Raw genomic sequence first — 14,177 nt, 5'->3', positions numbered from 1 at the left:
GGCTCTTGTAGTCAACAAACGGCCCTGATTTTGCCTTCAAACCAGAATCCCCTCGGCGCCCTGCCAGCGCGCTTTCGCCGCGAACGCCTTTTGATCGTGGGATGTGGCGACGTTGGCCAGCGCGTTGCGCGCAACCTGAACACCGGCCCCGGTGCAGGGCGGCTGCAGCTGCTGGCCCTCACATCGACCCCCGGACGGGTAGATGCTTTGCGCCGGCTGGGTGTGCGCCCGCTGGTGGGCAACCTCGACGATGCCACCACCTTGCGGCGCCTCGCCGGCCTGGCCACAAGGGTGTTGCACCTGGCACCTCCCCCCGGGGAAGGGGCCGCAGGTGGCCGCTGGTGGCTGGACCCCCGCACCGTGGCACTGGCCCGTGCACTGCGCCAGCGCAGCCTGCCCCAATCGCTGGTCTATGCGTCCACCAGTGGCGTGTACGGCGACTGCCAGGGTGCCCGGGTGCCGGAGACACGGCCCCTGGCGCCCGCCACGCCACGCGCCCAGCGCCGGGTGAATGCCGAGCGCGCCGTGCGTCACCTCGGCCGCGCGGGTGTGCGTGCGAGCCTGCTGCGCATCCCGGGCATCTATGCGCCCGACCGCGAGGGGGGCACGCCCGAGGCCCGCCTGCGCCGTGGCACACCGGTGCTGGTGGCCGAGGACGATGTGTTCACGAACCACATCCATGCAGATGATCTGGCGCGCGCATTGCTGGCCGCGATCTGGAAGGCGCGCCCGCAACGCGCCTACAACATCAGCGATTCGACCCACATGAAGATGGGCGACTACTTTGACCTGGCGGCCGACATGTACGGGCTGCCTCGCCCGCCCCGCGTGCCGCGCAACACGGCGCAAGACCAGTTGCCGCTGATGCTGCTGAGCTTCATGAGCGAGTCCCGCCGGCTGGAGAATCACCGCATGCAGCAGGAACTGGGGGTGCGGTTGCGCTACCCGAGCGTGGCCGAGGGGCTGCGCACCTGATGCGCTTTCCTACCCACCTTGGCCAAGGCTTGCAGGTCAGCAGGGGGCCTGGCCGCCGTTGGAACGGCACACGCCGCCGGGGCCGGGGAACCGTCCCGGGCCGACACGAGGGTAGGTGTTGCCCAGGTTGTCGGTACAGCGGAAATCACCGCACTGGGTGAGCCGCGGCTTGGGCTGCACAGGGCCGGCCTGGGGGAACGGATCGGGAAAAAGCGGCCGATGGCGCGATGGCGGCACCACCACCACACGGGGTTGGGCTGCGCGGTTTTTCTCCACTTCGGCATAGCCCTGCGGACCCAGGCAGTCCAGGTCCATCTGGCGCTGGGCGGCCTCCAGCCGCAGCTCCTGGTCATAGGTAGACCGTGACAGGCCCGCAGCCACCAGATCAAAATTGCGCCGCGAGCGCGCGCATTCTGGCGAGCGCGCGTAGTCTTGCGGTTGGGGTGCGTTGGCGGCGGCCTGCGCGGCGCGTGCCCGGTCGCGTTCGGCATTGCGCCGAGCCTGCGTTTCAGCGGCAAGCGCTTCGGCCTCCAGGCGTTGCTGCTTGCGCTCCAGGGCCTCGGCAGCCAGCTCGCGCTCCTGCTGGAGTTCTTCGGGGCTCTTGCGGGCTTCCACCTCCCGCGCCGCGGTGCCACCGGCGCAGGTTCCATCCGTATAGGTCACCTTGCCGGTCTGGGTATCCGTGCAGCGCAGCACCTGCGCAGCAGCGGGAAGCACCACAAGGCTCAGGCACAGGGCGGCATGGCTGAAAACATGGCCTGGCATATCCCGTCTCCCAGGGTATTAACGGTCGCTCAGTGGCGTCTGGCGGTTGCGCGGGTCATTGTTGCTGCGCCATTGCTCTGGCGCCAGCTGGGTGCGTTCGCGGCGGTCGTTCTCGCGCATCTGCTCGCGGCGAACCCGGTCGCGTTCCGCATCAAGCCGTGCGGCCTCTGCGCGCTCACGGTCGCGATCACGGGCCCGGGCGTTGCGGTCTTGTTCGGCCCGCGCGCGGTCACGTTCACGTTCGCGCTCGCGCCAGTCGTTGCGGTTTCGGTCTCGGTCACGTTCGCGCCAGTCGTTGCGGTTGCGGTCGCGCTCCCAGCGGTTGTCCCTGTCAGAGTAATAGATATAGCCCGGTGCTGGCGCGTAGGCGGGATACACCGGGCTGGAGTAGCCCTCGTACCCCGGTGAGTAGTACGTGGGGCCCCCATCGTAGTACCCGTCGCCAGGAACGGTGGCACAGCCAGAAACGACGGCGCCCATGGCCGTCAGTGCAACGATGCGGGCGAGTGTGTTTTTCATGGTAGTCAGACCCCCTGCGCCGGGTGGTGTTCCGGCCCGTTCGTAAAGCCCCAGAAAAGCACCCCGGCGGAGTGTTACAAATTTCGGAGCTTATGCCGTGAGGCGCTTTCAATGTAGCGCCCGGAGCCACCGTTTGGTTGACCTGCTTTTCCGTTGGGTGGCGTAGGACAGCACGCAAACAAGCACGATTCCCGGCGGTGCTTTGAAAAATTGATAGCTGCCCGCGCTTTACCAGCAAGCGATAGAGCCCGATTTCTTATAAAAACGGGCCCGCACACCGCTCGCGTTGGCCCGAACCGGCGGTGCCTACTTTGGCAGCACGCGGCGGATGGTTTCGGCCAGATCTTCGGCCACGAACTTGGCCACGTAACCATCGGCGCCCACGCTGCGCACGTGGTCTTCGTTGGCAGATCCGGACAGCGAAGAGTGGATGACCACCGGCAGCCCCTGCAAGCGGGCATCCTGCTTGATGTTGCGGGTCAGCGTGAACCCGTCCATTTCCGGCATCTCCAGGTCGGTCAGCACCATGGCTACACGGTCCAGCACGGTCTTGCCTTCCGCTTCGGCGCTGCGGGCAATGGCGTTGAGGCGGTCCCAGGCCTCTTTGCCGGACTTGACCATTTCGTAAGGGGCCGCCAGCGCCTTGAGCTCCTGCTCGATGAGAGAGCGCGCCACAAACGAATCGTCGGCCGCAAGGATGATGGTGCCGGGCTTGAGCTTGAGCTTGGGGCCCACCTTCTCTTCGGTGACCTCATGGCCGTCCGAGGGCGACACCATCTGCAGGATCGCCTCCACATCCAGCACCTGGGCCAGGCGGGATTGATCGGTATTGCCGTCCAGGCGGGCGATGCTGGTGACCAGCTTGCCCGCGGCACCGCTGGTTTCGGCCGACAGCACCTGCTTCCAGTCCAGCCGCACGATGTCTTCCACCGATTCGACCGCAAACGCCTGCGTGGTGCGGGCGTATTCGGTCACCAGCATGATGTTCAGGCCCGTCTGGGGCTTGCAACCCACGATGGAGGGCAGGTCCAGCACCGGAATCACCTGTCCGCGCAGGTTGACCACGCCCAGGGAATGCGGCGTGCTGCCCGCGATGGGCGTGATGCTGGGCATCGCCACGATTTCGCGGATCTTGAAGACGTTGATTCCGAACAGTTCGGACTTTCCCAGCGCACTGTCCGTGCCCAGGCGAAACAGCAGCAGCTCAAACTTGTTCGTGCTGGTGAGGTTGGTACGCTCGTCAATGTCCTGCTGCACTGCTTTCATGGTGAATCCTTTGCGCGCAATGAAGAGATACGCGCGTTTACAAATTCTAGGATCAGAAAGCCTTGTGCAGTGCGCTAAAGCTTCAGGCAATACCCGAATAGTGCAGCGCAGCATTGTGGCGTGGCGGCGGCGTCACAGGGGCCGGGGTCGAGGTTTTCAATAACATGTCCGATCAGGACCCGTAATGGAATTTTCGATAACCATTGGCTCTTGAAAAAATGGGGGCCGCCAAGCCGTGCCGTTATGCTCTGCGCCCTTTCCCGCAACCCAGGCCTTTTTCTCCATGACCGACGCACCCGATACGCCCGACACCATCCAGGAACCCCGCTGCTGGAGCGATGGGCGCTGGACGGCGCAGGTCATCAAGAACGAGGATGACGACGGCTGGGCCGTGTCCATGACACTGAAGGGCGAGGCCGAGCCCGCGCTGGTGGGCCCCTGGACCATGGGGCGTGACAAGAAGAACCCCAAGCCGCTCGATGTGTCGGCCTTCCACACCCTGGTCAAGACCGCGAGCGAGGTGGTGCGCCGCCATGAGCAGCAACTGCACGCGCAGCTGAACAAGAGCTTGCACATCACCACCGCCGACGGCCAGCGCCTGCGCGTGGCGCTGGCCATCGTGCCCGATGAGGAAGGCGCCACGGCCACGCTGAGCGCGCAGGACGAGCTGGGTGAAGAGCTTGCCCGTTCGTCTGCGCCGCCCACCTTCAAGCTCACGCCCGTCAGCGCAGCGGCCTGGGCCGAAGGCGGGTTTCAGCGTGTGCGCTGAGCAGACTTCGGCATTCAATACAGCCCACAGCCGCAGAAACCGGCACTGCCAGTGCTGGCAATCGCCTGCGCGACGGCGTGCCGCGTGCCCGCCGCCTAAAATCCCACCCGTCGGCCCCGGATGACCTTCGGGGCCGACAGCGTTCTCAGGGCGGGGCGAAATTCCCCACCGGCGGTATTTGTTGGCTGAAAGGCTAGCAAGAGCCCGCGAGCGCCTGCGGTGCCGTTCTTCGGAACAGGCCTGCAGGGTCAGCAGATCTGGTGCGAAACCAGAGCCGACGGTCACAGTCCGGATGAAAGAGATCGCGAAACGAGGGGGTGTCCTGCATAACCATCGCGAGACCGAGCTATCGCGGACCGCAGGGAGTTATGCCGGGCACCCCCAGAGCGCCCGCACCGGGTAGCTGGGCCTTGGACGTTTGCCTGCGTGCTGAGTTGCGCGCTCGCATGGCGCTGGGCCTGCGCTGTCCTGTGCAGGTGCCGTGCTCGCGCGCGCCCTGATTCTGGTCTCACCTTTTCGAGGAACCCATGAATCAGTTTTCTTCAGCTTCCGTTTTCCCCCTGGCCCCCGTCGCTGCCCACCGTGGCGCCCGCGTGGCCATCATCAGTGCCAGCTGGCACCAGGACATCGTGCACCAGGCGCGCGACGCGGCCCTGGCCGAGTTCGACCGCCACGGCCTGCCCCCCGCGCAGGTGGCGCTGTTCGACGTGCCCGGTGCGTTCGAGATCCCGCTGCTGGCCCGCAAGCTCGCGCGCAGCGGGCGCTACGATGCCATCGTGGCCTGCGCGCTGGTGGTCAACGGCGGCATCTACCGCCATGAGTTCGTCACTACCGCCGTCATCGACGGCCTGATGCGCGTGCAGCTCGACACCGAGGTGCCCGTGATGTCGGCCGTGCTCACCCCGCGCGACTTCCACGACCACGAGGATCATGTGCGCTTCTTCCGCGAGCATTTTGTGAAGAAGGGCACCGAGGTGGCCCAGGCCTGCCTGCAGACCATGGCCTACCTGCGCAAGCTGGCCTCGCCCACGCTGGCCACCGTGCAGCAGGCAACCCCTGCGCTGGCTGAAGCTTGAAAAGGCGCCAGTTGCTACTATTTGTGTAGCTGTTGGCGCATGATGCACTAGCGCTTCAAGCCGATCAGGCTTGAAATGGCTGTGCCGCTTCAGCCTGAGGCCAACCGGGGCTGGTGGCGGCCCGGTGCGGGCACGCTGGCCTGCCTGGGGGTGTTGGCGTCGGTGTCTGCCAGTCGGAACACCGCCACCGCCTGCACCAACTGCTGCGCCTGCACCTTCAGGCTGTCGGCAGCTGCCGCGCTCTGTTCGACCAGCGCTGCGTTCTGCTGCGTGGCCTGGTCCATTTCGGTGATGGCGTCCCCCACCTGGGCCACGCCTGCACTTTGCTCACTGCTCGCGGCGCTGATCTCGCCCACGATGTCCGTCACACGGCGGATGGCGCTGACCACCTCGCTCATCGTGGCGCCCGCCTTGTCTACCAGCGTGGTGCCCAGTTCCACGCGCTCCACGCTGGCGTGGATCAGGGTCTTGATCTCCTTGGCGGCGTCGGCACGTGGGGCCGACGCAAGCAGGCTCCGTCAGTCGCTCGCTTTGTCATCCGGTGAATAGCGGATAGCGGATAGCGCAAGCCAGATAAGCGCCAGGGGCCGATGCAATGCAGACTGCGCAAACAAAACGGCCTTGCCGGTGAGGGCAAGGCCGTGCAGTGGTGAGGGCATGGCGCAGGCCGATGCCGAGAGCGTCTGGCTACAAAACCCCGCTGGCCCGCAGCGCCGCAATGCGCGCCGAGTCCAGCCCCAGCTCGCCCAGCACTTCATCCGTGTGCTGGCCCAGCGCGGGTGGCGCGTTGCGCAGCACGGGCGGCGTGGCCGACAGGCGCAGCGGGCTGGCCACGCCGGTGATCTGCAACACGTTGTCGGTGGCGGCCTCGCCGTCCTTCCAGCGCGGCAGCGTCACGGCCAGGCCACGGGCCTGCACCTGCGCGTCGTCAAACGCCTGGGCGATGGTGTTGATGGGGCCGCAGGGCACGGCCTTGTCTTCCAGCAGCGTGATCCAGTCGGCTGTGGTGCGCGTGCGGGTCACGGCCTCCATGGCGGGGATCAGGTCGGTGCGGTTTTGCACGCGCAGCGTGTTGGTGGCAAAGCGCGAGTCGCTGGCCCACTGGGGCTGCTCGGCGGCGGCGCAAAAGCGCTGGAACTGGCCGTCGTTGCCAATGGCCAGCAGCATGTTGCCGTCCTGCGTGGGGAAGTCCTGGTAGGGCGCCAAGCTCGGGTGGCTGTTGCCCATGCGGCCGGGCGCCTTGCCGGTGGCGAGGAACCCCGAGGCCTGGTTGGCCAGCACGGCCATGCCCACGTCGAGCAGCGCCATGTCGATGTGCTGGCCCTGGCCCGAGCCATTGGTGGCGTTGTCGCGCACGTGCAGCGCGGCCAGGATGGCGTTGCTGGCGTACAGCCCGGTGAACAGGTCGATGACCGCCACGCCCACGCGCATCGGGCCGCCGCCGGGTTGGCTGTCGGCCTGGCCGGTGATGCTCATCAGGCCCGTCATGGCCTGCACCATCAGGTCGTAGCCTGCGCGCTCGGCATACGGCCCGTCTTGCCCGAAGCCGGTGACGGAGCAGTAGATGAGGCGCGGATTCAGCGCGCGCAGGCTCTCGTGGTCCAGGCCGTATTGCTTGAGGCCACCGACCTTGAAGTTCTCCACCACGATGTCCGCCTCTTGCGCCATCTGCCGGATCAGCGCCTGGCCGTCGGGCGAGGCCATGTCGATGGTCACCGAGCGCTTGTTGCGGTTGCAGGCGGTGTAGTAGCTGGCTTGGTTGGTGTCGTTGCCCTCCGCGTCTTTCAAGAAGGGCGGGCCCCACTGGCGCGTGTCGTCGCCCACGCCGGGGCGCTCCACCTTGACCACATCCGCGCCCAGGTCGGCCAGGATCTGCGTGCACCAGGGGCCCGCGAGCACGCGGGAGAGATCGAGCACCTTGATGCCTGCGAGGGCGCCTGTGTTGGAAGAGGTCATGGATCGTGTTTTTGAATGAAAAATGCCGCCATCGCTTATGAGTTAAGCGCTAGCAGCTATCGTTTCAGGAGTGCGGTGTCAGTTGGCGAACGCCGCCAGCCCGGTCTGGGCGCGGCCCAGAATCAACGCGTGCACATCGTGCGTGCCTTCATACGTGTTCACCACTTCCAGGTTCACCAGGTGGCGGGCCACGCCGAACTCGTCGCTGATGCCGTTGCCGCCCATCATGTCGCGCGCCAGGCGGGCAATATCGAGCGCCTTGCCGCAGCTGTTGCGCTTGATGATGGAGGTGCCCTCCACGCTGGCGGTGCCCGCGTCCTTCATGCGGCCGAATTGCAGGCAGGCCTGCAGGCCGATGGCGATTTCGGTCTGCATGTCGGCCAACTTCTTCTGGATGAGCTGGTTGGCAGCCAGGGGGCGGCCAAACTGCTTGCGGTCCAGTGTGTACTGGCGGGCGGTGTGCCAGCAGAACTCGGCCGCACCCAGGGCGCCCCAGGCGATGCCGTAGCGCGCGCTGTTCAGGCAGGTGAAGGGGCCCTTCAAGCCCTGCACTTCAGGAAACGCGTTTTCTTCGGGCACGAACACATCGTCCATCACGATCTCGCCGGTGATGGAGGCGCGCAGGCCCACCTTGCCGTGGATGGCGGGGGCCGTCAGGCCCTTCATGCCCTTTTCCAGCACGAAGCCGCGAATGGGGCCCACGGCGCCGCCTTCGGAGACTTCCTTGGCCCAGACCACGAACACGTCAGCCACGGGGCTGTTGGTGATCCACATCTTGCTGCCCTTGAGCTTGTAGCCGCCGTCGACCTTGTAGGCGCGCGTGGCCATGCTGCCGGGGTCGGAGCCGTGGTCGGGCTCGGTCAGGCCAAAGCAGCCAATCCACTCGCCGCTGGCGAGCTTGGGCAGGTACTTCTGGCGCTGGGCTTCGCTGCCGAATTCATAAATGGGCACCATCACCAGCGACGACTGCACGCTGGCCATCGAGCGGTAGCCCGAGTCCACGCGTTCCACTTCGCGGGCGATCAGGCCGTAGGCCACGTACGACAGGCCGGGGCCGCCGTACTGCTCGGGGATGGTGGGGCCGAGCAGGCCCACTTCGCCCATCTCGCGAAAGATGCTCACGTCCATTTTTTCGTGGCGGAAGGCGTCCAGCACGCGGGGCGCGAGCTTGTCCTGGCAATACGCTGCGGCGGCGTCGCGGATGGCGCGCTCGTCGTCGGTCAGTTGCTGGCTCAGAAGGAACGGGTCATCCCATTGAAAAGCGGCGTGGGCCATGTGTGTCTCCAGGTCGGAAAGGGGGTGAGGAAAAAACGAATCTGGAACGCATCGTAGGCTTTGGGATGCTGGCCCGCAAGCGAGTTCTTTTCATCCAGATATGCGTTGTTGGAATGTATGAAATACTCGTGTCTATAGGTTGAAAGTGAGATAACCTCGTTAAAAGTTCCTCTTCATCATGCGCCGCAACATCCCATCGACCCAGGCCCTGGCCTGTTTTGAAGTCGCCGCCCGACACGAGAGCTACACCCGCGCCGCGCAGGAGCTGTCGCTCACCCAAAGCGCGGTCTCGCGCCAGATCCAGGCGCTGGAGGAGTTCTTGGGCGTGGCGCTCTTCCGCCGCACACGCCATGGCGTGGTGCTGACGCCAGCGGGCGCGCACTATGGCCGCCAGGTGGCGCGCTGGCTGCAGGGGCTGGAGCGCGACACGCTGGACGTGATGGCGCACCAGGGTGAGGGCGGCACGATCACGCTGGCCGCAGTGCCCACCTTTGCCACGCGCTGGCTCATCCCCCGCCTGCCGCTGCTGGCGCAGGCGCACCCCGACATCGTGGTCCACATCGACACGCAGACGCGGCCTTTTTTGTTTGCCGACACCACCTTCGATGCCGCGCTGTACGCGGGCACGCCCGAGCAGGTCGCCAACTGGCCCGGCGTGCAGGCGCAGCTGCTGATGCACGAAGACGTGCTGCCCGTGTGTTGCCCGCGCCTGCTCGAACACGCCGCGCCACGCGGCCGGGGCCGCGCCCACCAGCCCGTGGCCGCCGAGGCGCTGGCCGAGCTGCCACTGCTGCAGCAAAGCACGCGCCCGTATGGCTGGCGGCAGTGGTTTGATGCGATGGGGGTGGAGGCACCGCACGCGCTGGATGGCCCACGCTACGAGCTGTTCTCCATGCTCGCCGTGGCCGCAACCCATGGCATGGGCGTGGCGCTGATCCCGCCGCTGCTGATCGAGGCGGAACTTGCCAGCGGCGAGCTGGTGGTGGCCTGCAACCGCCCGCTGCGCGGCGAGCGGGCGTACTACCTCATCAACCCCACACAAACCCAGCCCCCGGTGCTGGCAAGGTTTGCGCGCTGGCTGCAAGGCATGGCCGAGGTCGGAAGCCCGGCGCCTTCGGGATGACTCCCTTGCGTCCACCCGGGGGCTGAACTAATCTGGCGGCGCTGGAGTCCGTCTGCACCTACCGATCCGGGAGTGAACCCATGACCACCTACCATGCCCCGCATTTCGACCCCACCGTGGACGAGATCGAGACCCTCAAGCAACTGGAAATGGGCCAGGTCATCACGCTGCCCCACGCGCTGAAAGACCACGTGTCCGGCCGCCTGCTGGAGTGGGGTTTCATCACCAAGGGCTCGGGTGGTGAACTGGCCATTACCCCCAGCGGCCGGCAACTGATCCGTCGCCAGGACAACTAGCCCGCCGGTCTGCCTGCCGCCGGCGCCTTTCCAGCGCGCTGGTGCGTGCAAAAGCCGGCGCGGCAGCGGCGGGCAACCCCTTGGCGATTGACGGGTATTGCGCCCGGCCGAGCTCGCCTGGCAGCGTTGTGCCTATGCTGCGGGGCTCGCCACCTGCCATCCCTGAGGAGTCTTCTTGCGCGCGATGTCCTCCTTTCGCAAAGCACTGTGTATTGCCACGCTGGCGGCCTGCGTGCTCATCCTGCAGGGCTGCAGTGCTGTCAAACTGGCCTACAACCAGGTGCCGCACCTGGCCTACTGGCAGCTCAACCGCTACCTGGGCCTGTCGGATATCCAGACCGAGCGCGTGCGCGACGAACTGGGCGTGCTGCACCAGTGGCACCGCGACACCATGCTGCCCCGGCATGCCGAGCTGCTGCAGACCGTGCAGCAACAATTGCCCGAGGCAGTGGCACCCGACCAGGCCTGTCGCACCTATGACGCAGTGCGCACCCAGATCGACAAGGTCATCAGCCAGGCCGAGCCCAAACTGGTGTGGTTGGCCACGCAGCTCACCGACAGCCAGATCCGCAACCTGCAAAAGAAGCAGGCGGACAGCAACGCCGAGTGGAAGAAGGAGTGGGTGGACATCACCCCCGACCAACTGCGCGAGCGGCGCTTCAAGCTGCTGCAGTCGCGCGCTGAGGGCTTTTATGGTGCTCTCGAAGAACCGCAAAAGGCCGCGTTGCGCGCTTTCATTGCCCAATCTTCGTTTGAGCCGCAACGCCACTACGCCGAGCGCCTGCGCCGCCAGAAAGACCTGGTGCAGGTGCTGCAGAAAATCGCCGAAGACCGCGCCAACACCGAGCAGGCCCGCAGCCTGCTGCGCGGCTACATCAGCCGCTTTAACGCATCGCCCGACGCTGCCTACCAGCGCTATGCGCAGGCGCTGCTGAAAGAAAGCTGCGAAGGCTTCTCGCGCGTGCACAACGCCATGACTGCAGCACAGCGCGCCAAAGCCGTGCAGTCGGTGAAGGGCTACGAGCAGGATTTTCTGGTGCTGGCGGCCCAGTGACGGGGCTCACGGCGCACGCGGTCGATGGCGCAGGGCCAATGTCGCCGACGCGCAAGCACAAGCTGCATGAAACAGGGCGGGAGCCCGCCGCAGAGCCTGAATGTGGCGACACAAAAACAAAAAGGCCGGTAGCTCGCTGGGAGCTACCGGCCTTGTCTGGTGCCCGGGGCCGGAATCGAACCGGCACGCCTTGCGGCGGGGGATTTTGAGTCCCCTGCGTCTACCAATTTCACCACCCGGGCTGGAATTCGTGAAGCCCCAAATTATGGCACAGTAGGGCGCATGAAATATCCGACGATTGAAGACGCGGTGGGCAACACGCCGCTGGTGGCACTGCAGCGCATTGGCGCCAAGGACAATGCGGCGCGTGGCAACGTGGTGCTGGGCAAGCTGGAGGGCAACAACCCGGCCGGCTCTGTGAAAGACCGGCCTGCACTGTCGATGATCCGCCGGGCCGAAGAGCGCGGAGACATCCGCCCCGGCGACACGCTGATCGAGGCCACGTCGGGCAATACCGGCATTGCGCTGGCGATGGCGGCGGCCATCAAGGGCTACCGCATGGTGCTGGTGATGCCCGAGGATTTGTCCATCGAGCGCGCTCAGACCATGAAGGCGTTTGGCGCGGAGCTGGTGCTCACCCCCAAGAGCGGCGGCATGGAACACGCGCGCGATCTGGCCGAGGCCATGCAAAAGCGTGGCGAAGGCAAGGTGCTCGACCAGTTTGGCAACCCCGACAACCCGCGCATCCACTACGAAACTACCGGCCCCGAAATCTGGGAGCAGACGGGCGGGCGCATCACGCACTTTGTGAGCGCCATGGGCACCACGGGCACCATCACGGGCGTGTCGCGGTTCCTCAAGGAGAAGAACCCGGCCATCCAGATCATTGGTGCGCAGCCCGAAGAAGGCTCGCGCATCCCAGGCATTCGCAAGTGGCCGCAGGAATATCTGCCCAAGATCTACGACGCCAGCACAGTGGACGAGCTTGTGTACGTGAGCCAGGACAACGCGGAAGACATGTGCCGCCGCCTGGCGCGCGAAGAGGGCATCTTTGCCGGCATCTCGGCCGCGGGCGCTTGCTGGGTGGCGCAGCAGATTGCGGCGCGCGAGAGCAACGCCACCGTCGTGTTCATCGTGTGCGACCGGGGCGACAGGTATCTGTCCACCGGCGTGTTCCCGGCCTGACCTGCTGTGCGCCTGCAAGGCGGTAAATTTGAATGAAATTGGCATCTGGCACATGATGGGTAAGCGCTGATAGCTATAAAAACAATAGTAAATAATCTATGCACTACGAAGTTCGCCATTGCTCCCATTGCGGTACCGCACTGCAGCCCATCACGCTGGCCGAGGACGGTGGCGACAAGGAGCGGCTGCGCTGCCCCGCCTGTGGCTGGACGCACTGGAACAACCCCACGCCCGTGCTGGCCGCCATTGTGGAGATCGACGGCAAGGTGCTGCTGGCGCGCAACGCGGCCTGGCCGGGCAAGATGTTTGCGCTCATCACGGGCTTCATGGAGGCGGGCGAGTCGCCCCAGGAAGGCATTGCGCGCGAGGTGAAGGAGGAAACCAACCTCGACGTGCAGTCCACCACGCTGGTGGGCGCGTATGAGTTCCTGCGCATGAACCAGATCATCATTGCCTACCATGTGGTGGCCACGGGGCAGGTTCAGTTGTCGCCCGAGCTGGTGGACTACCGTCTGTACGATCTGGCAGACCTCAAGTGCTGGCCTGCGGGCACCGGCTATGCGCTGGCCGACTGGCTGCGCACCAGGGGCCATGAGCCGGTGTTTTTTACCGCCGAAGAAAATGCAGAGCGCCGCCGTGGGCTGGATGACCAAGCCCCGGCCGCGACGCCGCCTAAGGATTGATGACCATGGACGTTCACAAAGAAATCGACACCCGGGGCCTGAACTGCCCCCTGCCCATCCTCAAGGCCAAGAAGGCGCTGTCAGACATGGCCAGCGGCCAGCTGCTGAAGGTGGTGGCCACCGATGGCGGGTCTCTGCGGGACTTTCAGGCGTTTGCCAAGCAGACCGGCAACGAGCTGGTGGAGCAGCAGACGGTGGGTGAGGAGTTCATCCACATCCTGCGCCGTCGTTAACAAGTAAAAATAGCTGCCAGCGCTTGCGCATCAAGCGCTGGCAGCTATATTTTTGATAGTAATTTGAAGCGTTGGCGGCACGGGTTACAGCGCCAGCGTCTTCAGGTATTCGCGGAAGTGCTTGCCCACCTGCGGGTGCTGCAAAGCCAGTTCCACCGTGGCTTCCAAGAACCCTTCCTTGCTGCCGCAGTCGTAGCGCTTGCCCTCGTACTGAAAGGCGTACACCGCCTCGTGCTGCATCAGACGGGCGATGCCGTCGGTGAGCTGGATCTCGCCGCCCACGCCGCGTGGCTGGTTGCGGATCTCGTCGAACACGCCGGGCGTGAGGATGTAGCGGCCGGCCACGCCCATGCGCGATGGCGCGTCAGCGGCCTTGGGCTTTTCGACGATGCGTTCAATGCGGATCAGCGGGCCGCCTGCGGGCTCGCCCGCCACGATGCCGTATTTGTGCACCTGGTCTTCCGGCACCTCCTGCACGGCGATCACCGAGCGGCCTTGCTGGCGGAAGGCTGCAGCCATCTGCTTGAGCACGGGCTCGCCATCCTTCGGGCCCACCATCAAGTCATCGGCAAGCAGCACCGCAAACGGCTCTTTGCCGACCAGCGGCTCGGCGCACAGCACGGCGTGGCCCAGGCCCAGCGAGCGGGGCTGGCGCACAAAGGCGCAATCCATGTCGTCGGGCTGCACCGACCGCACCAGGTTCAGCAGGTCCAGCTTGCCAGCGGCCTCCAGCTCGTTTTCCAGTTCGTAGGCGGTGTCAAAGTGGTCTTCGATGGCGCGCTTGCTGCGGCCGGTGACAAAGATCATGTGGCGAATGCCAGCGGCGTAAGCTTCTTCCACTGCGTACTGGATCAGCGGCTTGTCCACCACGGGCAGCATCTCTTTGGGCGATGCCTTGGTGGCGGGCAAAAAGCGCGTGCCCAGGCCTGCAACAGGGAAAACGGCTTTACGGACGGTGGTGGCGGTCGTCATGGGGCTCCTTCAGTGCAATGGGGTGGTCGT

At 65.5% G+C, this 14,177-nt stretch carries 15 protein-coding genes, 1 tRNA gene, 1 pseudogene and 1 riboswitch; of the genes and pseudogenes, 9 read left to right on the top strand and 8 right to left on the bottom strand.

What is annotated here, in order from left to right; genetic code table 11:
• Positions 1-30: 30 nt before the first annotated feature.
• The gene (locus AAFF19_RS17610; RefSeq protein WP_342720667.1) at positions 31-975 is read left to right on the top strand and encodes an SDR family oxidoreductase; all 945 of its coding nucleotides are present in this window, start codon (positions 31-33) and stop codon (positions 973-975) included.
• Between the two features lie 36 nt (positions 976-1,011).
• Here AAFF19_RS17610 and AAFF19_RS17605 read toward each other — a convergent pair whose 3' ends face one another.
• The 3 genes from AAFF19_RS17605 to AAFF19_RS17595 all read right to left on the bottom strand — a co-directional run bounded on the left by AAFF19_RS17605 (position 1,012) and on the right by AAFF19_RS17595 (position 3,525).
• Complete coding sequence (locus tag AAFF19_RS17605; RefSeq protein WP_342720666.1) at positions 1,012-1,740, bottom strand: DUF4124 domain-containing protein; 729 nt, start codon at positions 1,738-1,740, stop codon at positions 1,012-1,014.
• Between the two features lie 18 nt (positions 1,741-1,758).
• Entirely contained in the window at positions 1,759-2,259 is a 501-nt protein-coding gene (locus AAFF19_RS17600; RefSeq protein WP_008902773.1) for a hypothetical protein, read from the bottom strand.
• Between the two features lie 306 nt (positions 2,260-2,565).
• Positions 2,566-3,525: a chemotaxis protein gene (locus AAFF19_RS17595; protein ID WP_008902774.1), complete on the bottom strand. Its 960-nt coding sequence runs from the start codon at positions 3,523-3,525 to the stop codon at positions 2,566-2,568.
• Between the two features lie 283 nt (positions 3,526-3,808).
• Between AAFF19_RS17595 and AAFF19_RS17590 the strand changes: the two genes are divergently transcribed.
• Both AAFF19_RS17590 and AAFF19_RS17585 read left to right on the top strand, forming a co-directional pair.
• A complete protein-coding gene (locus tag AAFF19_RS17590) occupies positions 3,809-4,294 on the top strand; it encodes a hypothetical protein (protein WP_342720665.1) in 486 nt (161 codons plus the stop codon).
• 137 nt (positions 4,295-4,431) lie between these two features.
• Positions 4,432-4,602: riboswitch (FMN riboswitch) on the top strand.
• A 219-nt stretch (positions 4,603-4,821) separates the two neighbouring features.
• The gene (locus tag AAFF19_RS17585; protein WP_182119878.1) at positions 4,822-5,370 is read left to right on the top strand and encodes a 6,7-dimethyl-8-ribityllumazine synthase; all 549 of its coding nucleotides are present in this window, start codon (positions 4,822-4,824) and stop codon (positions 5,368-5,370) included.
• An 89-nt stretch (positions 5,371-5,459) separates the two neighbouring features.
• Here AAFF19_RS17585 and AAFF19_RS17580 read toward each other — a convergent pair.
• The 3 genes and pseudogenes from AAFF19_RS17580 to AAFF19_RS17570 form a co-directional block, all read right to left on the bottom strand.
• A pseudogene (locus AAFF19_RS17580) lies at positions 5,460-5,861 on the bottom strand (methyl-accepting chemotaxis protein); the annotation flags it as partial.
• A 196-nt stretch (positions 5,862-6,057) separates the two neighbouring features.
• The gene (locus AAFF19_RS17575) at positions 6,058-7,326 is read right to left on the bottom strand and encodes a CaiB/BaiF CoA-transferase family protein (protein ID WP_342720664.1); all 1,269 of its coding nucleotides are present in this window, start codon (positions 7,324-7,326) and stop codon (positions 6,058-6,060) included.
• 78 nt (positions 7,327-7,404) lie between these two features.
• Positions 7,405-8,601: an acyl-CoA dehydrogenase gene (locus AAFF19_RS17570; RefSeq protein WP_182119880.1), complete on the bottom strand. Its 1,197-nt coding sequence runs from the start codon at positions 8,599-8,601 to the stop codon at positions 7,405-7,407.
• Positions 8,602-8,779: 178 nt separating this feature from the next.
• Here AAFF19_RS17570 and AAFF19_RS17565 point away from each other — a divergent pair, with 178 nt between their 5' ends.
• The 3 genes from AAFF19_RS17565 to AAFF19_RS17555 all read left to right on the top strand — a co-directional run bounded on the left by AAFF19_RS17565 (position 8,780) and on the right by AAFF19_RS17555 (position 11,074).
• Positions 8,780-9,724, top strand: coding sequence for a LysR family transcriptional regulator (locus AAFF19_RS17565; protein ID WP_182119881.1), 945 nt, complete (start codon positions 8,780-8,782; stop codon positions 9,722-9,724).
• 80 nt (positions 9,725-9,804) lie between these two features.
• A complete protein-coding gene (locus AAFF19_RS17560; protein ID WP_055401611.1) occupies positions 9,805-10,020 on the top strand; it encodes a hypothetical protein in 216 nt (71 codons plus the stop codon).
• Between the two features lie 184 nt (positions 10,021-10,204).
• Positions 10,205-11,074 (top strand): DUF6279 family lipoprotein, encoded by an 870-nt coding sequence (locus tag AAFF19_RS17555; protein ID WP_182119882.1) that lies wholly within the window; start codon positions 10,205-10,207, stop codon positions 11,072-11,074.
• A gap of 157 nt (positions 11,075-11,231) precedes the next feature.
• Here the strand turns inward: AAFF19_RS17555 and AAFF19_RS17550 are convergent.
• Positions 11,232-11,316 (bottom strand) — tRNA-Leu (locus tag AAFF19_RS17550).
• 40 nt (positions 11,317-11,356) lie between these two features.
• Between AAFF19_RS17550 and cysM the strand changes: the two genes are divergently transcribed.
• The 3 genes from cysM to AAFF19_RS17535 all read left to right on the top strand — a co-directional run bounded on the left by cysM (position 11,357) and on the right by AAFF19_RS17535 (position 13,175).
• Complete coding sequence (cysM, locus tag AAFF19_RS17545; protein WP_008902784.1) at positions 11,357-12,259, top strand: cysteine synthase CysM; 903 nt, start codon at positions 11,357-11,359, stop codon at positions 12,257-12,259.
• A 98-nt stretch (positions 12,260-12,357) separates the two neighbouring features.
• On the top strand, positions 12,358-12,942 hold the full coding sequence (locus AAFF19_RS17540) for an NUDIX domain-containing protein (RefSeq protein ID WP_342720663.1): 585 nt from the start codon (positions 12,358-12,360) through the stop codon (positions 12,940-12,942).
• A 5-nt stretch (positions 12,943-12,947) separates the two neighbouring features.
• Positions 12,948-13,175, top strand: coding sequence for a sulfurtransferase TusA family protein (locus AAFF19_RS17535; protein WP_182119885.1), 228 nt, complete (start codon positions 12,948-12,950; stop codon positions 13,173-13,175).
• A gap of 84 nt (positions 13,176-13,259) precedes the next feature.
• Here AAFF19_RS17535 and galU read toward each other — a convergent pair whose 3' ends face one another.
• Positions 13,260-14,147: a UTP--glucose-1-phosphate uridylyltransferase GalU gene (gene galU, locus AAFF19_RS17530; RefSeq protein WP_008902787.1), complete on the bottom strand. Its 888-nt coding sequence runs from the start codon at positions 14,145-14,147 to the stop codon at positions 13,260-13,262.
• Positions 14,148-14,177: the final 30 nt, after the last annotated feature.

Source organism: Acidovorax sp. FHTAMBA (assembly GCF_038958875.1).
Lineage (GTDB): Bacteria > Pseudomonadota > Gammaproteobacteria > Burkholderiales > Burkholderiaceae_C > Acidovorax.
This window is presented reverse-complemented; position numbering and strand designations above follow the sequence as displayed.